The organism is Pseudonocardia nantongensis (genome assembly GCF_046546495.1).
Taxonomy (GTDB): domain Bacteria; phylum Actinomycetota; class Actinomycetes; order Mycobacteriales; family Pseudonocardiaceae; genus Pseudonocardia; species Pseudonocardia nantongensis.
Map to the genome: position 1 here is coordinate 159,954 of NZ_JBKGXT010000012.1, position 22,310 is coordinate 182,263.

Sequence of the window (22,310 nt, forward strand, 5' to 3'; positions counted from 1 at the left end):
AGCTGCTCACTGAGTAGAGCAGGAGTGCTAGCTTCGTTCTATGACGCCAGCGGCCGCGACCTCTCCGGCGTTTGCGACGACCCCGGAGGCGCGGCGCGCGCTGGGCCGCAGCGCCTATCAGGTCCGCAAGCTGATCGACGCCAACGTGCTGCCCGCCGGGGTGCACGGCCGCGGCCGCGGCGCCACGCTGCTGCTCGACCCCGCCGCGCTGGCCGCCCTGGCCGCCCGCCCGCGGCTACCCCAGCACCCGCAGGGCCCGGGCACCGAACCGGTCGCACTGGCGGTGGGCCTGCGCCCGGCCGCCCCGGACCCCGATCCAGACAACCAGCGCGCGATGGCCGGCTGGGATGCCGCGAGCCCGCCCCCCGATGCGGCGTGGGTGGGCTGGTGGCGCACCGGGCCGGCGGTGGCCGATCTGTGCGTCGGGCTGGCGCTGCCGATCCTGGGCGCGGTATCCGGGTTCGTGGTCGCCGCCCGCTCGGTCCGGGGCTGGACCCCGCACCCGCGGGTGGGCGCGCTGATCCGGTTCGAGACCGCGGCGCTACCGGCCGAACTCGAAGCCTCTTACCTGCACCAGCAGTACCTCCCGACGGCGGGGTCGCCGTGGGAACTGCTGCGCGCGCCCCGCCAGCCCGCCGCTGCGGCCCTACCCACGGCCCCCGGCCCGGACACCGACACCGACACCGACGGAGCACCCCACGATGGGTAGACACTCTCACCTGCGCCTGGTCCCTTCGGCGACCGGCCCGGCCGTCGAGCAGCGCAGCGCGGCGGCCCGACCGCCCGCCCGGCGCGGGGCCGATCCGCGCGCGACGGACAAGCTGGCCGCCCGGACCCGCGCGAGCCTGGACGGGTTCAGCGTCGATGACATCGACACCCTCGCCTCGCGGATCCGCGAACAACTCGACGGGCACACCCGCCGGACGGCCGAGGGCTCGGCCACCGCGGCCGACGCGGCCACCGCGACGGCGCTGCAGACCGCCCTCGCCGCCCACGACGAGGTCCTGGCCTGGCTGGCCGACACCGACACCGACACCTGCGTCTACCACGGCCAGCTCGGATGAGTAGCCCGCGCCCGGCCGAGTTTCCCGCCGCGCTCAGCGTCGCAGCCGCGCCGCCCGCGCCGGGCACGGCCCCAGGGGACCGACGTGACGATGCGGCCTGGCGGCTGGCCACGGCGTTCGTGCTCTCCCGGCGCTCACCGCACACCCGCCGCGCCTACGCCCGCGACATCCGCGACTTCTACACCTGGTGCGCCCAGGCCGACCTAAATCCACTGCACGCCCGCCGGGTGCACATCGACGCCTACGCCCACGAGCTCGCCGGGCCCCAACCCCGCACCGGACGCCCGGCCGCCGAGTCGACGATCGCGCGCAAGCTCTCCACACTGGCCGGGCTCTATGCCTACGGCGTCGCCGAGGACGTCCTGGACCGGTCCCCGCTGACCGGCGTGATCCGCCCCCGGACCACGCACGACTCGGTGTCCACCGGCCTAGACCGCGACGAGGTCGCCGCGCTGCTCGCAGCCGCGGCCGCCGACGGCCCGCGCGCCCACGCCCTGATCAGCCTGCTGGCCCACAACGGGCTGCGCATCGACGAAGCCCTGTCCCGCGACGTCGAACACCTGCAGACCGAACGCGGACACCAAGTGCTGCGGCTACGCCGCAAGGGCGGCCACACCGCGACCGCCCCGCTGGCCCCACCGGTGATCCACGCCCTGACCGTCTACCTGGCCGGGCGCACCAGCGGCCCGCTGTTTTGCACCCGCACCGGGCGCCGGGTCGACGAGCCCGCCGCCTGGCGACTCATCCGACGCCTCGCCCACCGCGCCGGGCTACCGCAGGCCGACCGGATCAACCCGCACAGCCTGCGCCACACCTTCGTCACCGCCGCCCTCGACGCCGGAGTATCACTGCGCGATGTCCAAGATGGAGCCGGACACCGCGACCCGAGAACGACACGCCGCTACGACAACTCCCGGCACAACCTCGACCGCCACCCCAGCTACGCCGTATCCACCTTCTACGCCGCCGGCCGGTCCACCGAGACGACCGGTCGCCGGGACAGCTGACCGTCGGCTGCGAACTTGCCGGGGGGCTCCGCGCGGCGGCCCCCCGGCCGGGGGCGGCTGCCTCGCCCCCTTTGGTCAGCCGTCTTCGTGCTCGTCTGGCTCAAGCGTGATTCCGGCCTGGTCGAGCAGCGCCTGTACGGCGCGTTTGAGCCACCGCACGTCCTCGCGGGTCTCGATCACCGTGGTCACGATCGCGGTGACATCCTCCTCGGTCCGCTGGGCGCGGGACTCAAGTCCGCGCACTCTGGCTTCGAGATCGGCGAAGGTGGTGGCCACGACGGCGATCCTCTCACCCCGGTCCCGACTGCGGCGCCGGCGGGCGGCATCAGTTATCTCCTGTAGGGGCGCGACTGGTGACGTTCGGCCGTGCTGTCGACCCCGTAGCGTCGTCTCCCGCGCGGCGGGTGCCACCAGGTCGTTGAGCAGGAACGCTGCGAGCCCCCGACCACCGCAGCTAACGGGGCGATGACGAACGCCGCGGTCGACCCGCGAACGTCGACGAGCAGGCCGGCGAGGAACTGTCCGGCGGCGGTACCGACGGGACCGCCTGCGCAGAGCACGGCCATCGCTGTGGCCATCGCCGGCAACCTGGAGTTGCGGCAGTAACGGCCGAGAAAACGACGAATATGCAGGTCAGCGCGGTATACGAGGGCGGCCCACCAGTGCTGTCTCCGACGGAGCTGACCTGGTAATCCGTCGATTCTGCCGCCGGCGCTACCGGGACCCCACCGCGGCCGGGCCGCGCTCGCCCGCGGCGACCTCGCCGCCGCCGGCCGGTGGCTGGCCGAGGCCCGCGCCGGCACAGCACGGCGCGACCCGCTCGCCCTGAACACCGACTGCACCGCGACACTTGCGCTGGTACACGTACTCTCCGGCGACCATGCCCACGCACAATCGCTGCTCGACCAACTGCCCGAACCGACCCCCCACGCGGCGCGAGCCACCATCACCCGGGCCCGGAGCTGGCTACAGGCCAGCCGCACCACCACGGCCGCCCCGATCAACGCGCTGCTGACCGAGGCGCGCGCGGCGGCCTCGCGCGGCGACCTGATCACCGAGGTCACACTGCTCCACGACGTGGCCCGACTGGGCCGCCCGGATCGGGTCGCCGACCGGCTCGCCACCGCCGCAGCGCGGAGCCGGGCACCGCTGCTGCAACACTTCGCCGCGCACGCCGCCGCGAGGACCGCCACGACACCCGACACGGGAACACGACTCGACCGCGTCGCCGCCGACCTCGCCGCCGCCGGAGCCCGCCTCGACGCCGCCGACGTCGCCGCGGCCGCCGCCGACGCGCACCACCGGGCCGGGCAACGACGCCGATCGGCCGCCTCCGCGGCCCACGCGAGCGACCTGGCTGGTCCCCGCGGCGCCCGCACACCCGCACTGGACCGGCTGGTCCGGCCACGGCTGACACAGCGGGAGCGCGAGATCGCCGAGCTCGCCGCCCACGGCGCGAGCAACGCCGAAACAGCCCGGCAACTGATGGTGTCGGTGCGGACCGTGGAAACCCACCTCGCACACGCCTACGCCAAGCTCGGGATCGACAACCGCACCGACCTGCTCGGGGCGCTACCGGCCGTGGCCGAGCCGGCAACCGAGCCGCCACAGCAATCCAGCCAGTAACCCAGGTACCGCCGCGTCACCACGACCCGCGCCTGGACCACACGAAAACTCCGCCACCACGACCTTCAGCGAATGCCCCTGATCGCCGCCCCTGAGCAGGCGCGCTGGTCCTGCTCGAACAGTCGATGACGCCGAGCGCCACCCGCCCGAGCTGTGCACGGTCCGGGCCGAGCACCCGGGCCCCGCGGCATAGTGGTGGCCACGGCTGACGCGTGATCGTTCTGGTTTCCGGCACCCCCAGCGCCGGAACCATCGAGGACGAGCTGGTCTCCTTCTCCGCGCGCCCGCCGCGCACCCAGCCTCGCCTCCTGGATCCGGGCTGGATCCGGCCCGGATGCAGTATGCCTCGGGGCGCGAACAACCGCGATCGGGCACGGTGAGCCGACCCGCACGCCAGGGCAGGTCCGCCCGGGGTGATGCGGGTCAGGGAAGCGGGCTCGGTGTGGTGTCGATCTCGGACGAGGTGTCGAGGTCCTCAGGCGTCGGTGCAGTGCGCCGCCGGACCCGTGCGTCATGGACGCGGGCGACCAGCACCGCCAGCTCGAACAGCAGCACCAGGGCTGCGGCCAGGGCGAGCATCGAGATCGGGTCCTGGCCGGGGGTGGCGATCGCGGCGAAGATGAACAGTCCGAACACGATCCCGCGCCGGCAGCGGGTCAGCGTGGCGTGCGGGAGCACGCCGACGAGGTTGAGCGCCACCACGAGCAGCGGCAGCTCGAAGCTGATTCCGAACACCAGCAGTAGAGCGAGGACGAAAGCGAAGTAGGACTGCCCGGTCAGGGCGGTGGTCTGGACCTCGTCGCCGATGGTGAGCAGGAATCCCAGCCCCTGCGGCGCGATCGTGGAGGCAAGATAGGCACCGGCGACGAACAGCAGCGTCGACACGGTCACGAACGCGACCGCGTAGCGGCGCTCGCCCCGGCGCAGCGCCGGTACGACGAATCGCCACACCTGCCACAGCCACACCGGCGCGGCCAACACCACCCCGGCGGTCGCACCGACCTTGAGCCGGAGCATGAACTAGTCGAACGGTCCGGTACCGAGCAGCGTGCACGATCCGTCGGCGGTGAAACTGGCCCGCGCCGAGGCCGGCAACGAGCAGTACGGCGCCATGAGCAGGTCGCCCAGGCTGGGCAGGCCGAACAACGCGCCCCCCTCGCCTCCTTCGCCCGGAACGGTTACGGGGAGTCACTGACGCAGGCGTACCGCAGGGGTGCGCCGGGAGATGCTCGCCGCCGCTCGGCAGGAGATCGTCCGGATGCGGGACGAGAGGGAGCTGGAGGACGAGGTGTTCCGGCAGGTGCAGCGCGAACTCGACCTCGAGGAGACGACCCTCCTGCGCGAGCTGCCGCACGGTCACCGTGCGGCGAAGAAGGGAGATGCTCCGCCCGCGGCGCACAGCGTGACCGTGCCGACCGTGGAACGGTGCGGGGAGCGGGCAGCCCCTCTGCGCGCGGCACCGGCTCAGCTGCCGGCGGCCGGTCGCAGCAGCACCGGGCCGGCGTCGATCGGGGTCCGGAACACGTGGTACGGCCGTTCGCGGAGATCCTGGCCGCCCTGGTAGGCGGCTTGCCGGTGCAGCTGGTTGGCGGTGACGTAGAGGTATCGGTCGGCGCCCACCGACAGGGTGTCGGGGAACAACAGCCGGGGATCGTGCACCACCGTCTCCCACTGGCCGTCGGCCAGCCGGCGCAGGATCGCGTTGTGCTCGTAGGCCGTGGCGTAGAGCCTCCCGGCATCGTCGGTCTCGAGGCCGTCCGACGCGCTGCCCTTGTCACCTTCGGCGATCACGGTGGCGGCCACCGCGTCGTCGTCGAGGGAGGGGTCCAGCAGCGCGTCGACCGAGACGCTCCAGAGCCGCCGGGAGGCGAACGGGCAGTAGTAGAGCCGCGCGCCGTCGGAGGAGATCGCGATGCCGTCGGAACCGAGCGCAACCGGACGGGGCGGCCCGTCCGGCGGGCGCACCATCCACGGGCGTCCCTCGATCACCGGGCGGAACGTGTCGAGGCCCTCGGGCTTAGTTGACGGGTGGTCGTGCAACCGCCGCAGGCTCCGCCCGGACGCCAGGTCGACCACGATGATCCCGTTCGCGCCGCCGTCGGAGGAGTCCGTGATGAACGCCGTGCCTGCCTCGCCGCGGCGCAGGTCGAACCGGATGTCGTTGAGGTAGGTGGCCTCGAGCGCCACCTCGCGCGGCGGGACGATCGTCTGTACCACGGTGTCGGTGGCCAGGTCGATGCACACCAGCTTGGGTCCACCCACCTGCGTGCGCTGGAACTGCGGGCTGCCGGTGTCCAGCGCCCAGAGCCGGTCGAGCGGGTCCACCACCACGCTCTGCACCGACACCAGGGCCCGGTCGTCGGCGTCGTGGGCGGGATCGTTGGTCGCCTGGTCCGGATACGGCACGCACCCGCCGTCGCGGACCTCCATCACCGTTGCGGTGACGTCGTCGCCCCATTTCGGGAAGTTCACGAAGACCCTCCCGGTGTGCGACACCGTGACCCCGGTCGGCATCGGCCCTTCGAAGGTCGCGACGGTCTCCAGGGTGCCCAGCGGCTGATCGGCGGCGGCAGTGTTCATGGGAGCTCCTCGGCAGGCGCGCATGTGGAGCCGTCGTATACCCGGATGGGCCCGGCACCAATCCGTCACGGGTGCCAGGAGTGCAGAATCGGCGCAGCCACAGGCTGGTTTCCTCCCTGGCGGCGACGCGTACGGGCACACCGTGGTTGCGGCCGCCCACCTATGGGTCTTCGCAGGGTGGCACCCCACAGTCCGCCTCCGGGAGAACGATCACCGATGACCATTGAGAGCAGTTGCACCTGCAATTGGTCGACGGGTTGCTCGGCGCCGCCGAGCGCGCTCCCGCCGGGCGCGCGGCGCATCCCACCGGCGCTGCCAGGCAAGGGGACGAGCAACCGTGGGCCCGGGCCGGTGCGGGCCACCGTCCGCACCGCCCGCCGATCCGTGTTGACCACCACTCGGCGGGCGGTTTCGTCCCGGACTGACCGGGCAGGCCTTTCACTCTGGTTCTCGCCACACTTCGAGGAGCGCGATTTCATGGCAGATGAGCTGCGCGGCCGGCGGGTCGCGATCTTGGCCACCGACGGTGTCGAGCAGGTCGAACTCACCCAGCCCCGCCACGCGGTGGAGCAGGCCGGGGCACAGGTGACGCTGCTGTCGATCCACACCGGACAGATTCAATCGATGAACGCAGACATCGACAAAGGCGACACCTTCACCGTCGACCGGTTGGTCTCCGACGTCTCCGGCGACGACTTCGACGCCCTGATCCTGCCCGGCGGGACGGTCAACCCTGACGGGCTGCGGGTGAACCCGGACGCGGTGGGTTTTGTGCGGGAGTTCGTGGGCTCCGGTAAGCCGGTCGGCTCGCTGTGTCACGGCCCGTGGACGTTGGTCGAGGCCGACGTGGTCCGCGGCCGCACGTTGACCTCGTTCCGCAGCATCCGCACCGACATCCGCAACGCCGGCGGCAACGTCGTCGACCAGGAAGTCGTCACCGACCAGGGCCTGGTCACCAGCCGCGACCCGAACGACCTGCCCGCGTTCTGCTCCAAGATCGTCGAAGAGTTCGCCGAAGGCCGCCACCGGGCCCCCACCCAGACCTGAGTCGAACCCCGTCCGCCAGAGGAGAAGAGCATGAAGGCACTGGTCTACAACGGCCCCCGCGACGTCAGCGTCTCCGAGGTTCCCGACGCGCGTATCGAGCGGCCCACCGACGTCCTGGTCAAGATCACGGCGACGAACATTTGCGGGTCGGACCTGCACATGTACGAAGGGCGGACCGACTTCGATCAGGGGCGTATCTTCGGCCACGAGAACCTCGGCGAGGTCATCGAGGTCGGCGACGGGATCGACAAGATCCGGGTCGGGGACATGGTGTCGGTCCCGTTCAACGTCAGCTGCGGGCACTGCCGCAACTGCGAACACGGACTGACCAACTACTGCCTGGCCGCCAACGAACCCGACATGGCCGGTGGCGCCTACGGGTTCGCCGACATGGGCGGCTGGGCCGGGGGGCAGGCCGAGTACCTGCGCATCCCGTGGGGCGATTTCCAGTGCCTGCGCCTGCCCGAGGACGCCAAGGACAAGCAGAACGACTACACGATGCTCTCCGACATCCTGCCCACCGGCTGGCACGCGGTGGAGATGTCGGGTCTGGTGCCCGGCGAGACCATCGTGATCTACGGCGCCGGTCCGGTCGGTCTGATGGCCGCGCTGTCCGCGTCGGTGAAGGGTGCGGCGAAGGTGATGGTCGTCGACCGCCACCCCGACCGGCTCAAGCTCGCCGAGCAGGTCGGCGCGATCCCGATCGACGACTCGAAGGGCTCCCCGGTCGACCAGGTCATGGAGCAGACAGGCGGCCGCGGCGCCGACCGCGGCGCCGAGTGCGTCGGCTACCAGGCCCACGACCCCCAAGGCAACGAGGACAACGCGCTGACCCTCAACAACCTGGTCGCCTCGGTGAAGTTCACCGGCGGCATCGGCACCGTCGGCGTGTTCGTCCCCCAGGACCCCGGCGCGCCGGACGAGTTGGCCCAGCAGGGCAAGGCCCGGTTCGACTTCGGCTCCTTCTGGTTCAAGGGTCAGCAGATGGGCTGCGGGCAGGCCCCGGTGAAACGCTACAACCGCCACCTGCGCGACCTCATCGCCGAAAACAAGATCACACCGTCCTGGATCGTGTCCCACAACCTGACCCTCGACCAGGCACCGGAGGCCTACCAGCACTTCGACGCCCGCGACGACGGCTGGACCAAGGTCGTGCTCAACCCCGCCTGAACCACCGCGCCGGGAACCGGGTGCCGCGAGAAACGGACGGGGAAGGGGAACGATGAGACAGGTCGAGACCGTGGCCCTCGACGATGCCCGCAGGGTGATCGCCGCGGGCGAGCAGAAGGCCCACGAGATCGGGTCTCCGAGCAACGTGGCGGTGGTCGACGCGGGCGGGAACCTGGTCGCACACATCCGGATGGACGACGCCTGGATGGGCAGCATCGACATTTCGATCAACAAGGCGTTCACCGCGGGGGCCTTCGACACCTCGACCGGTGACCTCGCGAAGAGCTCCCAGCCCGGCGAGCAGTTCTACGGCATCAGCGACTCCAACCACGGCCGCGTGATGATCTTCACCGGAGGTTTGCCGCTGCGCGGGAACAACGGGAACGTCGTCGCCGGGGTCGGAGTCTCCAGGGGCACCGGCGAGCAGGACCAGATCGTCGTCGAGGCCGCCAAGGCCGCGTTCTGACCCCGAGCCCGCCGACCGTCCCGGACGCACGCCAGGAGTGCCGATGACTCGTCCCCCCGAGGCTCTGCCCGGCAGGCGGGTGGATGCCCACCACTGCGCGACGTGGCCGCCTGGCTGACCGACGAGGCCACGCCGCCGTGCCCGGCAGCGGGGCCTCACCGAACACCAGTGCCCGGGTGTCGGTGCAGTAGCGCAGGGCGTAGGCGGTCGCGAGCATCGCGCCGATGTCGTGACCGAGCATCAGCGCCGGCGCGTGCAGCCTGAGGTGGGTGTGCAGCAGCTCGTGCACGTCCTCGGCCATCGACCACTTGTCGTAGCCGGCCCGGGGCAGACCACCGCCGCGGGGGTCGCACGGCACCCCGTCATCGCGGCGCGAACGCAAGCTGCGCCCGGCACCGCGGTAGTCGGGTGCCACCACCCGGTAGCCCGCCTCGGCGAAGCACGGCGTTTCCTGGCGACGTGCGCACGACCACCACCGGAGCGCTCACGCAGCGCAGACCCGTCGGACGGACGGGACGTCTCGCTCGGTACCGGCGCATACGGCCCACCGTTGCGGGTAGGCCACTGTCGATGACGGAATCGAGCGGAGCCGGGAAACGATCAACCGAGGCCGGCGAGCAGGGAGCCGACCGGACGGTGGATGTGTGGGGGCCGCGCCGCCCGCACGGCCGCGGGTCTGACTTCGCGGTGCGCGTCGATTCCTACCTGCGGCCCGGCGTCGACGAGGCGATGGTGGACCGTTGGGTGCGTTCGGCGTGTGTGCTGTGCAGCAACGGGTGTGGTCTGGACATCGCGGTGGCCGACGACGAGATCGTCGGGGTGCGCGGACGGGCCGACGACCGGGTGAACCGGGGCCGGCTCGGCCCGAAAGGCCTCTACGGGTGGCAGGGCCAGTCCCGGGACCGGTTGACCCGGCCGCTCGTCCGCGACGGTGACGGGCGGTTGGTGGAAACCGACCTGGACACGGCGATGGGCCAGGTGGTGGCCCGGTCCCGCCAGCTGCTGAACTCCCACGGCGGTCTGTCGCACGGCTTCTACACCTCGGGGCAGCTGATGGCCGAGGAGTACTACACCCTGGCCGTGATCGGGAAGGCCGGGATCGGGACCCCGCACATGGACGGCAACACCCGCCTGTGCACCGCGACCGCCGCGGCCGCGATGAAGGAGAGCTTTGGCACCGACGGCCAACCCGGCAGCTACGCCGACATCGAGCACTGCGACGCACTGTTCCTATTCGGGCACAACGTCGCCGAGACCCAGACCGTGCTGTGGGCGCGGATGCTGGACCGGCTCGACGGCCCCGACCCGCCCCGGCTGGTGTGTGTCGACCCGCGCCGCACCGCGGTCGCCGCCCGCGCCGAGGTGCACCTGCCGCTGCGTCCGGGCACCAACGTCGCGCTGGTCAACGGGCTGGTCCGCGAGCTGCTCGTCCGCGGCTGGGTCGATCACGACTGGGTCGCGGCGCACACGGTCGGACTCGAGGAACTGGCCCGCACCGTGGACGACTACACCCCCCAGCGCGTGGCGCAGATCTGCGGGATCGACCCGGCGGACCTGACCGCGGCCGCGGAGGTATTCGGCACCGCGCAGGCGGTGCTCTCGACCGTGCTGCAGGGCTTCTACCAGTCCCACCAGGCCACCGCGGCCGCGGTCGGGGTGAACAACCTGCACCTGCTGCGCGGGATGCTCGGGCGCCCCGGGGCCGGGGTGTTGCAGATGAACGGGCAACCGACCGCGCAGAACAACCGCGAGTGCGGCGCCGATGGTGACCTGCCTGGCTTTCGCAACTGGGACAACGACGCACACGTCGCCGAGCTCGCCGAGCTCTGGGACGTCGACCCGCTCACGATCCCGCACTGGTCGCCGCCCACGCACGCGATGCAGCTGTTTCGCTACGTCGAGCAGGGCTCGATCCGGTTCCTGTGGATCGCCGGGACCAACCCCGCGGTGTCCATGCCCGAGTTGGCGCGGATCCGCGCCGCGCTCGGCGGCGAGCAATGCTTCGTCGTCGTCTCGGATGCCTACCGCACCGAGACCACCGAACTCGCCGACGTGGTCCTGCCCGTCGCGCTGTGGGGCGAGCGCACCGGCACGTTCACCAACGCCGATCGCACCGTGCACCTGTCCGAGCAGGCCATCGACCCGCCCGGCGAGGCCCGCAGCGACCTCAAGCTCTGGCTCGACTACGCCCGCCGGATGGGCTTCCGCAGCCGGTCCGGGCAACGGCTGCCGTGGTGGGACACGCCGGAGGAAGCCTTTACCGAGTGGACCCGCGCGACCGCCGGCCGCCCCTGTGACCAGACCGGCCTGACCTACGACCTACTTCGCGCACGCTCCGGGGTGCAGTGGCCAGTGACCGCCGAGGCGACGGCCGGCACCGAACGGCTCTACACCGAGGGCCGATTCAACACCGACACCGACTACTGCGAAACCTACGGCCACGACCTGCTCACCGGCGCTACCATCAACCGCGAGCAGCACCGGGCGCTGCGCGCCGACGGACGCGCCCGGCTCCGCGCCGTCGCCGACACGGCCCCGCCGGGCGCCCCGGACGACGACTATCCGATGCGGCTGATCACTGGGCGGACCGTGACCCAGTTCCACACCCGCACCAAGACCGGCCGGGTCAACCAGCTCGACGCCGCGGCACCGGCCCCGTGGGTCGAGCTGGCCACAGCCGACGCGACCCGGTTGGGCCTCGCCGAGGCAGACCTGGTGCGCGTCAGCACCCCGCGCGGCACGCTCCGCCTGCCCGTCCGGGTCACCGACATCGGCGAGGGCACCGTGTTCGTGCCGTTCCACTATGGCGACCGCGCGGCCAACGAGCTCACCATGACCGTGTGGGACCCGGTGTCCAAACAGCCCCAGCTCAAGCTGTGCGGGGCCCGCATCGACCCGGACCGGGAGTGAGTATGCGACTGCCGATCTACCTCGGCATGCTCCACGACGCCGAGCAGACCCTGGCCGAGTCCTGGCGGCGGGTCGCCGACGGGCACGCGGCCGAAGCCGACGTCCACCACCTCGGACACCAGCTCGCCGGCCAGTGCGACCGCCACATCCAGGCGCTGCGACCCTTGGTCGCCCACTACGGCGAACAGCCCGACGACGAACCGGAACGCCTGGCCGCCCAAGGGCTCTCCCAGGTGCGCAGTGGCCCGGTCGGACTGCTCCGCGACCTGCAAGACCTCTACCTGCTCGCCAGCTTCGTGGCCATCACCTGGGACCTCGTCGAACAGGCCGGTCAGGCCATCCGCGACCCCGACCTGCTCGCCGCCGTCCGCTCCTGCCGCGAGGAATCGACGACCCAGGTCGCGTTTCTGCGTACCCGCCTCGAACAAGCCGCGCCCCAGGCCCTCGCCAGCTCGTGACCAGGGCACCAGCCTCACCGACGGGCGTGTCGGGCCAGTGCCGCCGGCAGGAGAGCTGTACGGCCGGGGCACCTCAGCGCCGCTATGGCGATTGGTGCGGTCGGGCGCGGGTATCCGCTGCAGGAACTGACATCCCTGTGGAGGAGGACTCCCTGTGAAGGTTGTCGCTGTCCTGTACCCGGATGACAACCCGGACCGCCATCCCGACGTCGCGGCCAGCACCGCGAGAGGGCTCGATCTGGGGGACTGGCTCTCCACGCAGGGGCACGAGTTCGTCGCGACCAGCGACACCGGTGACGAACTGGACAAGCAGCTGGCCGACGCCGAGATCGTCGTGACGACGCCGTTCTGGCCGCTCTACCTGGGTCGCGAGCGCATCGAGAACGCCCGCCAGCTAAAGCTGGTGATCACCGCGGGGATCGGCTCGGACCACATCGACACCGACGCCGCGACCGGGCACGGCATCACCGTCGCCGAGGTCACCAACTCGAACGTAGTAAGCGTGGCCGAGCACAACGTGCTGCAGATCCTGGCCCTGGTGCGCAACTTCGTACCCGCCCACCAGCAGGTTCTCGACGGCCGGTGGGACGTCGCGGACGCCGCCCAGGAGGCGCACGACCTGGAGGGCAAAACCGTCGGTATCGTCGGGCTCGGCGCGATCGGCGCCCGCACCGCGCTGCGCCTCAAGCCGTTCGACGTGACGATGCTCTACTACGCCAACCACCGCCGCAGCCCGGCCGACGAGGCGACGCTGGGCGTGCGCTACGCCCGCCTCGACGACCTCGTGGCCGAGTCGGACGTGATCTGCGCGGCGCTGCCGCTCAATCCGGGGTCGGGTGCGTTGTTCGACGTCGACCGGTTGGCCGCGATGAAGCCCGGCTCCTGGCTGGTCAACACGGCCCGGGGCGCGATCGCCGACGCCGACGCCGTCCGCGAGGCCTGCGAGTCCGGACAGCTCGCCGGGTACGCCGGCGACACGTGGTACCCGCAGCCGGCTCCGGCCGACCACCCGTGGCGGCACATGCCGCGGCACGCGATGACGATCCATTACTCAGGCATGACGATCGAGGCCCAGCGGCGAATCGTCGCCGGTGTGCACGAAATACTCGGTGCGCACCTGGCCGGTAACCCGGTCCCCGAGGACTTCGTGGTGGCCACACCGGACGAGAGATGACGGTAAAAGACATCACAGCTACACCGAGCAGCTCGTCCGCCTACCTGCTCGCCAGCTTCATAGCCATCACCTGGGACCTCGTCGGACAGGACGGTCAAGCCATCCGCGACCCCGTCCTGCTCGCCGACGTCCGCTCCGGCCGCCCCGAATCGATAACCCAGGTCGCGATTCTGCGTATTCGGCTTGAGCAGGCCGTGCCCCAGGCCATCGCCAGCTTTGTGACCAGTCGCAGATCAGGTCGCCGCCTCACCGATCGGGCACAGACTGACCCCGCCGGCCGTATGGATCGGGCTCTTGTTGTCCCCGGTTCAGCGGATGAGTTCGACCGGTGCGGTCGTGTCCAGTTCGGCCCAGGCGCGGTCGCTGGTCAAGACGGCCTCGGCGGTGCTGGTCTCGGCCACGGCCAGGCAGGCGCGGTCGCCGAGGGACAGTCCGGCGCGATGGGTGGTGCTCCAGAGCAGCCCGGCCCGCACCGCCTGCTGGCCGGTGAACGGTGTGACGTCGATCCCCAGGGCACGGACGGCCGCGGCCGCGGTCGCGGGGTCGGGGTGGCCGCGGCGGACCAAGGTGCTGATGACCTCGGCCCAGCTCACCGCCGAGGCGATCGCGCCGGGCAGCGCCGCGGTGACCTGGTCCTCCCGATCCGACAACATCAACATCTCGCGCACAGCGGGGATCCTGTCCCGCCGAACCGTCAAGATCAAGTGCTACGACCGGCTGATCGCAAGCATCTCTCATGAAGATCGTGTTCCCGATATGGACGGTCGCCACCCCCCCGAAACGGCCATGTTTGACGACGTGCGCTGCCGGGCATTCGCCGATCATGTCCAAGGAGTAGAACATCGCCACGCAGGAAAGGGCCGCGGCCCACATCAACGCCGGCGAAATCGATGCCGCCGTGGACACGATGTTCGCGGTCGACGCGGTGGACCATGACCCGGCCCCCGGCCAGGGTCCGGGCCGGGAGGGCTTCCGCGGCTTCTTCCAGACACTGACGACGGCGTTCCCGGATGCGCACCTCGAGCCGCAGACGATGGTCGTCGACGACGAGAACGTCGCCTTCGCCTACACCCTCGCGGGCACCCACGACGGCGAGTTCAACGGGGTACCGGCCACGGGCAAACGCATCGAGGTACGCGGTCTGCAGATCGGCCGCTTCGAGAACGGGCAGATCGTCGAGCGTTGGGGCGCCACCGACGAGGCCACCATCCTCTCGCAGATCGGAGCGGGTCCCGACGACCAGGGTAAACCTGGCCTGGTCGACAAGGTGAAGAACGTCCTGAGCTGATCGACCGATCTTCCGGTGACCCCACGGCGAACCTGCCGCGGGGTCGTTTTCGTCAGCGGGAATGTGGCGCTGCTCGCCGGTACCTACCGCGTCCCCGAGCAGATCTACCCGCCCGGAGGTTTCGGCCCTGACCGGCCGTGCATGCGCTCCCCACGGGCGCGCCCGGCCGCAACAGGGCGGTCGGTGAGATCGACAGCGGGGAGAGATGGCGGATGACTGATCGGGTGTGCCTGGTGACCGGGGCCAGCCGCGGTATCGGGGCCGCGAGCGCGCGCGAACTCGCCGGGCGCGGTCACCAGGTGGTGGTCAACCATCGTGACAGCGCGGCCGAGGCCGATGCCGTCGCGCAGGACGTCCGCGCGGCCGGTGGGGACGCGCTGGTGGCTCAGGGCGACGTGACCGACTCGGGTGAGGTGACGCGGCTGGTCGACACGGTCGCCGCACAGTGGGGCCGGCTCGACGTGATGGTGCACAACGCGATGACGCCGTTCCCGGTGACCTCGTTCGGGGAGCTGACCTGGGAGCAGCTCGGCAGCAAGCTCGACCAGGAGATGCGCGCGGCGTACCTGCTGACCCACGCGGTGGTGCCGGGGATGATCGAGCGCCGATACGGGCGGTTGGTCTATCTGTCCACCGGCCTGGCACGCCGCCCTCGAGCCGGGATGATCGCGCTCGGTGTCGCCAAAGCCGCCCTGGACTCCTTCGTGCGCTACGTCGCCGACGAGGTGGCACCACACGGTGTCACGGCCAATGTCGTCGCCCCCTCCACGGTCGAGGACACCGCAGTGAGCGGGCGGCTCTCCGACGAGCTCAAGGAGCAGCTCGCCGCGGCGACACCGATGCGTCGGCTCGCCCGACCCGAGGACGTCGCGCGCACTGTGGCCTATTTCGCCGGCGACGACGGCGGTTTCACCACCGGCAGCTGGGCGCCGGTCAACGGTGGCCTGATCATGCCGTGACCCCGTGTCGTGACCGCAACGACGACCCGATCCGTTCCAGGAGCACCGCATGCACACCCTCGATATGACCTACGTCGGCCACGGCCTGCATGAAGAGCTCGTCGCGTACGTGGCGGATCAGGAAGGCTTCCCCGAGCAAGAGGGCGTGCACCTCGCGGTGCGCGACGGGGTGAGCTGGAACGACCAGCGGCTACGTCGCGGCGCCACCATCGGGCTGGGGCGCTCGGTGTTCGCGCGGCTGACCGACGGCGTCGAGTGGACCGCGCTGTCGGTGAGCACCCATCGGCCGCTGTTCTGGTTCGTCGGCGGCCGGCACCTGAGCTCGATGGAAGCGTTGCGGGGACGTCGCCTGCTGGTCCACGCCCCGCACACTGCGCCGGGATGCTTCGCCCGCATCGTGTTGCGCCGTCACGGCCTCGATCCCGACCGTGACCTGGAGTGCGTGATCCGCCCGCCCGGGGACTACGCGATGGACCTGCGACGGCTGCGCGCCGGCGAGGTCGACGCCGCCTACCTCGGTAGCACCCTCGACCCCGCACAGGTCGCCGCCGAGGAGGGATTCCACGAGCTCGCCTGGGTCGGCGATCACCTGGCCGTCCCGACCGTCGGACTCGCCGTCGACCCCGCTGTCATCTCGCTCGAGGACCCTGCGGTCCAGGCCGCGGTGCGCGCGCAGCGGCGGGCCCTGGCCCTGCTCGCGGCCGACCCGGAGACCGCCGTCAGCTACCTGCACAGGTTCTTGGGGCGCGACACCGTCGCCGAGGTCCGCCGCTACCACGCCCGCTTCATCGCGCCGTGGTTCACCGCCGACGGCCACGTCGACCTCGCCGAAGCCCAGGAGGGCCTCGCCGCGGTGGCCGCCGAACTCGGCGTCACCCAGGCCCCCCGGCCGCCGAGGTCTACCGCACCGGACTCGTCACGCCCTGACCCCGCTTGTGGCCCTACCTGGACCCGCGGCTTCAGCCCGTCCTGCGGGCCGAAGACCGGGGCGAGCACGTCTGTGTCGGCCACCGCCGACGATCTCCCCCGAGATCAGCACACGCGACCGGTCGCGGATCCGCCTACGGCGACGGGTGCGGCCGGCGGCAGGCCGGGCAACAAACCTCAATCGGTGCTGTCGAGAATCAGTCGGGTCGCTTCGTGCGGGGCGTCCCATTGTGGAAAATGACCGCACCGCTCGAACCAGTGCAGCACCGCGTCGGGGAAAAGTTCCGTAGCACGTGCGGCTTGTCTCGGCACGGTCACCAGGTCACGACGACCCCAACCGATCGTGACCCGGCCGGGCACTGTGCCAGCCGGGGCTCCCTGTTGCTTGGGCCCCTTGGTCAGGGCGTCCATGGCAGCGCCAGTCGCCGGGGAGTCGGCCAGCCCGCGCACGTCCGGCAGCACGGTTTCGCGCGAGAGCGCCCAGGGCCGTGCCGAGAACTGCGCCAGCAGCAGAGTCCTTCCCACAGAGCTGCCGAGCAGTGCTGGCAGCATGCCTCGCAGCGCTCGGACCAAAGCGATCGACGGCCGCAGCGTGGCGCCGAAGACGACGACCTCGCGGTCGCTCCAGAAGCCGCCCGGGTCCAACGCCACGGTGTCGCCGCCGACGCCCCGCCGCGCGAGCTCGAGCACCATTCGGCCGCCCATCGACTGGCCGACGGTCGAGACCCCGTCCAGGCCCTGTTCGCGGATGAAGTTCGCGACGGAGTCGGTCAGGGTGGCGATCGAGACCTCGCCGGTCAACGGCGGCGTCTCGCCGAACCCCGGTAGGTCGACGGCGATTACCTCACGGCGCTCGGCCAGTTCGTCGAGGATCGGGGACCAAGATCGCCACCCAGCACCCAGACCGTGCACGAGCAGCAGCGGACTGCCGCTCCCTCGTCTTACGTGATTCAACGCCACACCGGGAACGCTAGCTCACTCGGAGTCTCGGGGTGCTCGGTCACCGAATGCGGATGACGACCGTGACCAGCACCGACGACCCGATCGACCGGCTGCCCGCGGCGGGCGGTGACGTCGCGCCCGGTGGCGCGGACCTGAACCCGCACCAGCCGCACCGGTTCCGGCTGGCCGCGTCCGCACCCGACACCTACGACGGCGGCACGCTGCGCAACGCCAGCGAGGAGACGTTTTCCATCCTGAAGGGACAGGACGCCTCGGTCGTGCTCGCGCACCTCGAGCCCGGCGGAATCCGGGAGCCGCACTGGCACCCCAGCGCGTGGGAGGTGAACTACGTGATCACGGGCCGGCTGCGGTTCACCGCGCTGGAGACCCTGGGCTACTGGGAGTCCTTCGACGCCGAGGCCGGTGACTTGGTGTTCCTGCCGCAGGGCGGGATGCACTACTTCGAGAACGTCGGCGAGGACGTCGCGAGCTCGCTGATCGTGTTCAACTCGAGCTCGCGCGAGCCGCGCGACGACATCGGGATGGTCTCGGCCCTGAGCGTGCTGGCCTCGAGCGTGCTGGGTTCGCTGTTCGGCGTCCCGGCCGAGGTGTTCGACCGCATCCCGCACAACGTGCGCCGGATCGGGATCACCCGCCACACTCCGCGATAGCCGCGCCCGGCCAGCGCCTCCAGGAAGGTGTCCGGCCAAAAGATCATCGGCTGCCGCGCCGCTGATCAGCAGCAAGGAAGGCCCGGCGGCGTTCCTGAACTCCTCGAAAACGATCTCGACTGACTGTTGTGAGCGATCCGCACCACTGATCCTGATGCGATGAAGGAGCGTTGCGACGTGAGGTTGAGCATGAGCGCAGCGGCCGTGAACGGTCCGGCGTGTGCAGTTCGGTGAGAAGGGTAGGCCAGGGGTATGGCCATCGCGACGACGAAGCCCGCCACCGGGGAGACGGTCCGGGAGTTCGACTCCCTCACCCAGCAGGAGCTCGAGGACAGGATCCAGCGGTCCTGGGACGCGTTCCAGAACTACCGCGCCACGACGGTCGAGCAGCGGTCCCGGTGGATGCGCGCCGCTGCCGACATCCTCGACGCCGAGACCGGCCGCCTGGCCGAGCTCGCGACCCTGGAGATGGGCAAGACCCTCGTCGCGGCGAAGGCGGAGGTCGGCAAGTGTGCGCTCGGGTGCCGCTGGTACGCCGACCACGCCGCCGAGCACCTCGCCGACCATCCCTGGGATCCCGCGGACGCGCCGTCGAACGCCCGGGTCTTCACCCGGTACCAGCCGCTGGGTCCGGTGCTGGCGATCATGCCGTGGAACTTCCCCTACTGGCAGGTCTTCCGTTTCCTGTGCCCGGCCTTGATGGCCGGCAATGTCGGCCTGCTCAAGCACGCCTCGAACGTGCCGCAGGTCGCGTTGGCCATCGAGGACGTGCTGGTGCGGGCCGGCTTCCCGCGGGGCGTGTTCCAGACCCTGCTGATCGGCTCCTCGATGATCGAGGCCATGGTCGACGACGACCGCGTGCGTGCCGTCACCCTCACCGGCAGCGAGCCCGCCGGACGTGAGGTTGGCGCCCGCGCCGGGAAGAACGTCAAGACCAGTGTGCTCGAGCTCGGCGGCAGCGACGCCTTCATCGTGATGCCCTCGGCCGACCTGGATGCCACCGCCGACGCGGCCGTCGCGTCGCGCACCCTCAACAACGGCCAGTCCTGCATCAACGCCAAGCGGATCATCGTCCACGAGCAGGTCGCCGACGAGTTCCAGCGGCTCCTCGTGGAGAAGATGGAGGCGCTCACGGTCGGTGACCCGATGGCCGAGGACACCGATCTCGGGCCGCTGTCGGGACCGCAGGGCCTCGCGGAGCTCGACCGGCAGGTGCAGGAGTCGGTGGCCGCGGGCGCGAAGCTCCTGACCGGGGGCAAGCCGCTGGGCGGCAAGGGCAACTTCTACCCGGCGTCGGTGCTCTCCGACATCCCGAAGGAGGCGCCGGCCTACTACGAGGAGCTCTTCGGCCCGGTGGCGCTCTTGTTCCGAGCGACGGACCTCGACGAGGCGATCGCGATCGCCAACGACTCGAGCTTCGGCCTCGGCGGGAGCGCCTGGACCCAGGACGCGGGCGAGGCAGAGCGCCTGGTCAACGAGGTCGAGACCGGCATGATGAACATCAACAAGATCACCGCCTCGACACCGGAGGTCCCCTTCGGCGGGGCCAAGAACTCGGGCTACGGCCGCGAGCTCGCGAGCTTCGGCACGCTGTCGTTCGTGAACGCCAAGACGGTGTGGATCCAGTGATCGGGAGCGGCATACCCACCTTCACGCAGGTTGCCCACGTCGCGCTCGTCGTGCGCGACATGGCGGCGAGCGTGGCGTTCTACGAGCGGGTCCTGGGGTTCGAGCAGGCGAGCGAGCGACGCGAGGGGCCGCCCGAGGCGCGGCACCCGCGCCAGCTCGTCCGCCACCCGGACTCCGGTCTCGTCCTCGGGATCCACGAGCCCTACGAGCGCTCGCACGACCGGTTCGACCCGCAGCGCACCGGACTCGACCACCTCGCGGTCACGGTGGTCGGGGTCGCCGTAGTACTCGGGACAGATCGGGCGGATATGGCCCGATCGCGCGGGATCCGGGCAGCCGGCGTCAGGCAGGTGCTGGTTCGGTGGCGGTGTTGAGGGCGCGGTAGATGGTGGCCCGGGAGACGCCGTAGCCGGCGACGAGGTCGGAGATCGACTCACCGCGTTCGCGGAGCGAGCGGATCTGGCGGGCCTGTGCCGGGGTGAGCTTGGGCGGGCGGCCGGTGTGACGGCCACGCGCCCGCGCGGCGGCGCGGGCGGCGGCGGCGCGTTCGTGCATGAGCTCGCGTTCGTAGGCAGCGAGGGCGGCGAAGATCCCGGCGAGCATCCGGCCGGTGGCGGTCGAGTAGTCGATCCCTTCGCGCAGCGAGCGCAACAGCACTCCGGCCTCTGTGAGGGTTTCGACGGTCCGGATGATCCCCGACAGGCTTCGACCGAGTCGATCGAGGGCGACCACGACCACGGTGTCGCCGGCGCGGACGTAGTCCAGCAGCGCGGCGAGCCCGGGGCGGTTATCGCCCACGCCGGAGAGCTGATCGGTGAACAGTCGCTCGCAACCGGCGACGGTGAGCGCGTCGCGTTGTTGGTCGAGCGACTGGTGGTCGGTGCTGACTCGGGCGTAGCCGACGATCGACATGGCCAGAATCGTCGCAGAAGTCGGCGTGTTCATCCCTGCTCAGTCGCCGACTTTCGTACCAACTTCTGCGACACGACGACCTGGAAGAGTGTGGTCCGCGTGTTGTCTCATCGTTCGTGTCGCAGAACCTTGGTTGTGCGACGACGACGGCGACCGCGGCCAGCGGGATGTTGATCAGAAACACCCAGCGCCAGGACACGGCGCGCACCAGCCATCCGCCGACGAACGGGCCGAGGGCGGAGGTCACGCCGGACAGCCCGGCCCAGATCCCGATCGCCCGGCCGCGGTCCTCGCGGCGGATGGACGCGTCGATCAGGGCGAGGCTGCCGGGCATCAGCAGCGTGCCGCCGACACCCTGGAGCAGCCGGAACCCGGTCAGGGCGCCGCCGTCCGGGGCGAGCCCGCAGCCCAGCGACGCGGCCGTGCCGTCGTCCAGGTCGTCCGGGAGGCTCATCACCCCGCGTCGTCCGGGAGGCTCATCACCCGCGGTGTGCGCGACGACCGTCCGCTCGGCCATGGACCCGAACGGCTCCCGGGCCCCGGCGAAATAGACCCGCCTGCGCTGGTGCCAGCCGACGCCCTCCAGTCCCGGGACCAGGGGCAGCGCCTCGGCGGACCGGCCCGCCGCGACGATCAGGTCCACCGGGTTAAGGCCCGCCGCGGTCACCTCGACGACGGCCTCGTTCTCGTCGTGGGCGACCGGATCGTCGTAGGTCCCGAACCGGGGCGTCGTGCCGGGCTCGTGCAGAACGGCTGCCTCCATGCCGGGCGGCTGCCCGCTACGGGGCCGGACAAACGCAGGTCTACCTCCGCGGCGGCGCCGAGAGGATCTGCAGCACCCGCCGCTCGGTGAGTCCCAGGCGGGGGTTGTTCCGCCGTGCCCGCTCGACGATCTGTGATGGGGTCAGCCCCATGGCGTGGTAGAGGCGCACGACCTTGTCCTGGTCGGCGCTCCACCGCGGGCTCCACCGCGGGCTCGGTACGGGCGCGGGCGCGTGCCCGCCAACAGGTCCGGGTCGACGGGTCGGGCGGGACCGGGAGACCGCACCGCCGGAGCGGTAGTCGAGCCCCACCCCGGTGTCCTTGCGCGCGAACTCGCCGGCCTCACCGCGGCGGGCGATCTCCTCGGGGTCGACCACGATCAGCGTGTCGGCGCTCTTGTTGTTCCCGATCGCGGTGACCACCGTTCCGCGGTGGTGCCGGGCATGGCACTCGGGCCTCGTGCAGTACCGGTAGCCGAGCTCCACCCGCTCCTCGAGCAACGGGTCCCCGCATTCGATGCAGGTAATGCGGTCAGACATCTCGCACGGTGCAACGCACGGCCGGGCTCGAGTCTTCCCCATCCCCGACGGCAGCGTCTTCCCCATCCCCGACGGCAGCGCGACGTCGGTGATCCACTCGTCGTAGCGCAGGTCGGGCGGGAGCGCACCCCGAGACGGGCCCGTGGCACGACGTCCTGTCCGGCGCGCGCACGCCGGAC

At 71.1% G+C, this 22,310-nt stretch carries 27 protein-coding genes; 16 read left to right on the plus strand and 11 right to left on the minus strand.

What is annotated here, in order from left to right; all coding sequences use genetic code 11:
* The first annotated feature begins 40 nt into the window (after positions 1–40).
* The 3 genes from ACLFMI_RS15050 to ACLFMI_RS15060 are packed head-to-tail and all read left to right on the plus strand — an operon-like array spanning position 41 to position 2,071.
* Positions 41–709: a hypothetical protein gene (locus tag ACLFMI_RS15050; protein ID WP_410948466.1), complete on the plus strand. Its 669-nt coding sequence runs from the start codon at positions 41–43 to the stop codon at positions 707–709.
* A complete protein-coding gene (locus tag ACLFMI_RS15055) occupies positions 702–1,064 on the plus strand; it encodes a hypothetical protein (RefSeq protein WP_410948467.1) in 363 nt (120 codons plus the stop codon). The genes ACLFMI_RS15050 and ACLFMI_RS15055 overlap by 8 nt, the downstream gene beginning before the upstream one ends.
* On the plus strand, positions 1,061–2,071 hold the full coding sequence (locus tag ACLFMI_RS15060; protein WP_410948468.1) for a tyrosine-type recombinase/integrase: 1,011 nt from the start codon (positions 1,061–1,063) through the stop codon (positions 2,069–2,071). The genes ACLFMI_RS15055 and ACLFMI_RS15060 overlap by 4 nt, the downstream gene beginning before the upstream one ends.
* Before the next feature lie 75 nt (positions 2,072–2,146).
* Here ACLFMI_RS15060 and ACLFMI_RS15065 read toward each other — a convergent pair whose 3' ends face one another.
* Both ACLFMI_RS15065 and ACLFMI_RS15070 read right to left on the minus strand, forming a co-directional pair.
* Complete coding sequence (locus tag ACLFMI_RS15065) at positions 2,147–2,347, minus strand: hypothetical protein (RefSeq protein ID WP_075315372.1); 201 nt, start codon at positions 2,345–2,347, stop codon at positions 2,147–2,149.
* 438 nt (positions 2,348–2,785) lie between these two features.
* On the minus strand, positions 2,786–2,953 hold the full coding sequence (locus ACLFMI_RS15070; protein WP_410948469.1) for a hypothetical protein: 168 nt from the start codon (positions 2,951–2,953) through the stop codon (positions 2,786–2,788).
* A gap of 195 nt (positions 2,954–3,148) precedes the next feature.
* Here ACLFMI_RS15070 and ACLFMI_RS15075 point away from each other — a divergent pair, with 195 nt between their 5' ends.
* Positions 3,149–3,697, plus strand: coding sequence for a helix-turn-helix transcriptional regulator (locus ACLFMI_RS15075; protein ID WP_410948470.1), 549 nt, complete (start codon positions 3,149–3,151; stop codon positions 3,695–3,697).
* 423 nt (positions 3,698–4,120) lie between these two features.
* Here the strand turns inward: ACLFMI_RS15075 and tatC are convergent, their stop codons facing one another.
* From tatC to ACLFMI_RS15090, 3 genes are all read right to left on the minus strand, one after another.
* The gene (gene tatC / locus ACLFMI_RS15080; protein WP_410948471.1) at positions 4,121–4,714 is read right to left on the minus strand and encodes a twin-arginine translocase subunit TatC; all 594 of its coding nucleotides are present in this window, start codon (positions 4,712–4,714) and stop codon (positions 4,121–4,123) included.
* Positions 4,715–4,717: 3 nt separating this feature from the next.
* Positions 4,718–4,843: a hypothetical protein gene (locus ACLFMI_RS15085; protein ID WP_410948472.1), complete on the minus strand. Its 126-nt coding sequence runs from the start codon at positions 4,841–4,843 to the stop codon at positions 4,718–4,720.
* A gap of 318 nt (positions 4,844–5,161) precedes the next feature.
* A complete protein-coding gene (locus ACLFMI_RS15090) occupies positions 5,162–6,277 on the minus strand; it encodes an L-dopachrome tautomerase-related protein (protein WP_410948473.1) in 1,116 nt (371 codons plus the stop codon).
* 477 nt (positions 6,278–6,754) lie between these two features.
* Between ACLFMI_RS15090 and ACLFMI_RS15095 the strand changes: the two genes are divergently transcribed.
* The 3 genes from ACLFMI_RS15095 to ACLFMI_RS15105 are packed head-to-tail and all read left to right on the plus strand — an operon-like array spanning position 6,755 to position 8,960.
* Positions 6,755–7,324: a type 1 glutamine amidotransferase domain-containing protein gene (locus ACLFMI_RS15095; protein WP_410948501.1), complete on the plus strand. Its 570-nt coding sequence runs from the start codon at positions 6,755–6,757 to the stop codon at positions 7,322–7,324.
* A gap of 30 nt (positions 7,325–7,354) precedes the next feature.
* Positions 7,355–8,494: a glutathione-independent formaldehyde dehydrogenase gene (locus ACLFMI_RS15100; RefSeq protein WP_410948474.1), complete on the plus strand. Its 1,140-nt coding sequence runs from the start codon at positions 7,355–7,357 to the stop codon at positions 8,492–8,494.
* Between the two features lie 52 nt (positions 8,495–8,546).
* On the plus strand, positions 8,547–8,960 hold the full coding sequence (locus ACLFMI_RS15105; RefSeq protein WP_410948475.1) for a GlcG/HbpS family heme-binding protein: 414 nt from the start codon (positions 8,547–8,549) through the stop codon (positions 8,958–8,960).
* Here ACLFMI_RS15105 and ACLFMI_RS15110 read toward each other — a convergent pair.
* Positions 8,842–9,378: an alpha/beta fold hydrolase gene (locus ACLFMI_RS15110; protein ID WP_410948476.1), complete on the minus strand. Its 537-nt coding sequence runs from the start codon at positions 9,376–9,378 to the stop codon at positions 8,842–8,844. The genes ACLFMI_RS15105 and ACLFMI_RS15110 overlap by 119 nt on opposite strands.
* Positions 9,379–9,647: 269 nt before the next feature.
* On the opposite strand from ACLFMI_RS15110, the gene ACLFMI_RS15115 reads away from it, so the two are divergent.
* From ACLFMI_RS15115 to ACLFMI_RS15125, 3 genes are all read left to right on the plus strand, one after another.
* Entirely contained in the window at positions 9,648–11,870 is a 2,223-nt protein-coding gene (locus ACLFMI_RS15115) for a molybdopterin oxidoreductase family protein (RefSeq protein WP_410948477.1), read from the plus strand.
* 2 nt (positions 11,871–11,872) lie between these two features.
* The gene (locus ACLFMI_RS15120; RefSeq protein WP_410948478.1) at positions 11,873–12,328 is read left to right on the plus strand and encodes a hypothetical protein; all 456 of its coding nucleotides are present in this window, start codon (positions 11,873–11,875) and stop codon (positions 12,326–12,328) included.
* A 154-nt stretch (positions 12,329–12,482) separates the two neighbouring features.
* The gene (locus tag ACLFMI_RS15125; RefSeq protein WP_410948479.1) at positions 12,483–13,502 is read left to right on the plus strand and encodes an NAD-dependent formate dehydrogenase; all 1,020 of its coding nucleotides are present in this window, start codon (positions 12,483–12,485) and stop codon (positions 13,500–13,502) included.
* Between the two features lie 308 nt (positions 13,503–13,810).
* Here ACLFMI_RS15125 and ACLFMI_RS15130 read toward each other — a convergent pair whose 3' ends face one another.
* Positions 13,811–14,161, minus strand: a complete 351-nt coding sequence (locus ACLFMI_RS15130; protein ID WP_410948502.1) for a PIN domain-containing protein — start codon at positions 14,159–14,161, stop codon at positions 13,811–13,813.
* A 182-nt stretch (positions 14,162–14,343) separates the two neighbouring features.
* Between ACLFMI_RS15130 and ACLFMI_RS15135 the strand changes: the two genes are divergently transcribed.
* The 3 genes from ACLFMI_RS15135 (at position 14,344) to ACLFMI_RS15145 (ending at position 16,917) form a co-directional block, all read left to right on the plus strand.
* A complete protein-coding gene (locus ACLFMI_RS15135) occupies positions 14,344–14,790 on the plus strand; it encodes an ester cyclase (RefSeq protein ID WP_410948503.1) in 447 nt (148 codons plus the stop codon).
* A gap of 212 nt (positions 14,791–15,002) precedes the next feature.
* Entirely contained in the window at positions 15,003–15,749 is a 747-nt protein-coding gene (locus tag ACLFMI_RS15140) for an SDR family NAD(P)-dependent oxidoreductase (RefSeq protein ID WP_410948480.1), read from the plus strand.
* 49 nt (positions 15,750–15,798) lie between these two features.
* A complete protein-coding gene (locus tag ACLFMI_RS15145; protein WP_410948481.1) occupies positions 15,799–16,917 on the plus strand; it encodes an ABC transporter substrate-binding protein in 1,119 nt (372 codons plus the stop codon).
* On the opposite strand, the gene ACLFMI_RS15150 is transcribed toward ACLFMI_RS15145, so the two are convergent.
* Positions 16,854–17,636 (minus strand): alpha/beta fold hydrolase, encoded by a 783-nt coding sequence (locus tag ACLFMI_RS15150; protein ID WP_410948482.1) that lies wholly within the window; start codon positions 17,634–17,636, stop codon positions 16,854–16,856. The two genes, ACLFMI_RS15145 and ACLFMI_RS15150, sit on opposite strands and share 64 nt — an antisense overlap.
* A gap of 53 nt (positions 17,637–17,689) precedes the next feature.
* On the opposite strand from ACLFMI_RS15150, the gene ACLFMI_RS15155 reads away from it, so the two are divergent.
* From ACLFMI_RS15155 to ACLFMI_RS15165, 3 genes are all read left to right on the plus strand, one after another.
* Positions 17,690–18,289 (plus strand): cupin domain-containing protein, encoded by a 600-nt coding sequence (locus tag ACLFMI_RS15155; RefSeq protein WP_410948483.1) that lies wholly within the window; start codon positions 17,690–17,692, stop codon positions 18,287–18,289.
* Positions 18,290–18,541: 252 nt separating this feature from the next.
* Positions 18,542–19,918 (plus strand): NAD-dependent succinate-semialdehyde dehydrogenase, encoded by a 1,377-nt coding sequence (locus tag ACLFMI_RS15160; protein WP_410948484.1) that lies wholly within the window; start codon positions 18,542–18,544, stop codon positions 19,916–19,918.
* Positions 19,915–20,292 (plus strand): VOC family protein, encoded by a 378-nt coding sequence (locus ACLFMI_RS15165; RefSeq protein WP_410948485.1) that lies wholly within the window; start codon positions 19,915–19,917, stop codon positions 20,290–20,292. Before ACLFMI_RS15160 ends, ACLFMI_RS15165 begins: the two co-directional genes overlap by 4 nt.
* Here ACLFMI_RS15165 and ACLFMI_RS15170 read toward each other — a convergent pair.
* From ACLFMI_RS15170 to ACLFMI_RS15180, 3 genes are read right to left on the minus strand one after another with little or no spacing between them, the layout of a single operon-like run.
* The gene (locus ACLFMI_RS15170; RefSeq protein ID WP_410948504.1) at positions 20,261–20,824 is read right to left on the minus strand and encodes a recombinase family protein; all 564 of its coding nucleotides are present in this window, start codon (positions 20,822–20,824) and stop codon (positions 20,261–20,263) included. The two genes, ACLFMI_RS15165 and ACLFMI_RS15170, sit on opposite strands and share 32 nt — an antisense overlap.
* Positions 20,706–21,593, minus strand: a complete 888-nt coding sequence (locus tag ACLFMI_RS15175) for an MFS transporter (RefSeq protein ID WP_410948486.1) — start codon at positions 21,591–21,593, stop codon at positions 20,706–20,708. Before ACLFMI_RS15175 ends, ACLFMI_RS15170 begins: the two co-directional genes overlap by 119 nt.
* Positions 21,594–21,633: 40 nt before the next feature.
* Positions 21,634–22,131, minus strand: a complete 498-nt coding sequence (locus ACLFMI_RS15180) for a hypothetical protein (protein ID WP_410948487.1) — start codon at positions 22,129–22,131, stop codon at positions 21,634–21,636.
* Between the last annotated feature and the right edge of the window lie 179 nt (positions 22,132–22,310).

Bases quoted from the DNA above. Each gene is read 5' to 3' on its own strand.
- ACLFMI_RS15175 (WP_410948486.1), bottom strand. From the start codon at position 21,593: ATGGAGGCAGCCGTTCTGCACGAGCCCGGCACGACGCCCCGGTTCGGG.
- ACLFMI_RS15145 (WP_410948481.1), top strand. From the start codon at position 15,799: ATGCACACCCTCGATATGACCTACGTCGGCCACGGCCTGCATGAAGAG.
- ACLFMI_RS15155 (WP_410948483.1), top strand. From the start codon at position 17,690: ATGACGACCGTGACCAGCACCGACGACCCGATCGACCGGCTGCCCGCG.
- ACLFMI_RS15160 (WP_410948484.1), top strand. From the start codon at position 18,542: ATGGCCATCGCGACGACGAAGCCCGCCACCGGGGAGACGGTCCGGGAG.
- ACLFMI_RS15095 (WP_410948501.1), top strand. From the start codon at position 6,755: ATGGCAGATGAGCTGCGCGGCCGGCGGGTCGCGATCTTGGCCACCGAC.
- ACLFMI_RS15140 (WP_410948480.1), top strand. From the start codon at position 15,003: ATGACTGATCGGGTGTGCCTGGTGACCGGGGCCAGCCGCGGTATCGGG.
- ACLFMI_RS15050 (WP_410948466.1), top strand. From the start codon at position 41: ATGACGCCAGCGGCCGCGACCTCTCCGGCGTTTGCGACGACCCCGGAG.
- ACLFMI_RS15180 (WP_410948487.1), bottom strand. From the start codon at position 22,131: ATGTCTGACCGCATTACCTGCATCGAATGCGGGGACCCGTTGCTCGAG.
- ACLFMI_RS15100 (WP_410948474.1), top strand. From the start codon at position 7,355: ATGAAGGCACTGGTCTACAACGGCCCCCGCGACGTCAGCGTCTCCGAG.
- tatC (WP_410948471.1), bottom strand. From the start codon at position 4,714: ATGCTCCGGCTCAAGGTCGGTGCGACCGCCGGGGTGGTGTTGGCCGCG.
- ACLFMI_RS15070 (WP_410948469.1), bottom strand. From the start codon at position 2,953: ATGGTCGCCGGAGAGTACGTGTACCAGCGCAAGTGTCGCGGTGCAGTC.
- ACLFMI_RS15055 (WP_410948467.1), top strand. From the start codon at position 702: ATGGGTAGACACTCTCACCTGCGCCTGGTCCCTTCGGCGACCGGCCCG.
- ACLFMI_RS15060 (WP_410948468.1), top strand. From the start codon at position 1,061: ATGAGTAGCCCGCGCCCGGCCGAGTTTCCCGCCGCGCTCAGCGTCGCA.
- ACLFMI_RS15130 (WP_410948502.1), bottom strand. From the start codon at position 14,161: ATGTTGATGTTGTCGGATCGGGAGGACCAGGTCACCGCGGCGCTGCCC.
- ACLFMI_RS15120 (WP_410948478.1), top strand. From the start codon at position 11,873: ATGCGACTGCCGATCTACCTCGGCATGCTCCACGACGCCGAGCAGACC.
- ACLFMI_RS15105 (WP_410948475.1), top strand. From the start codon at position 8,547: ATGAGACAGGTCGAGACCGTGGCCCTCGACGATGCCCGCAGGGTGATC.
- ACLFMI_RS15090 (WP_410948473.1), bottom strand. From the start codon at position 6,277: ATGAACACTGCCGCCGCCGATCAGCCGCTGGGCACCCTGGAGACCGTC.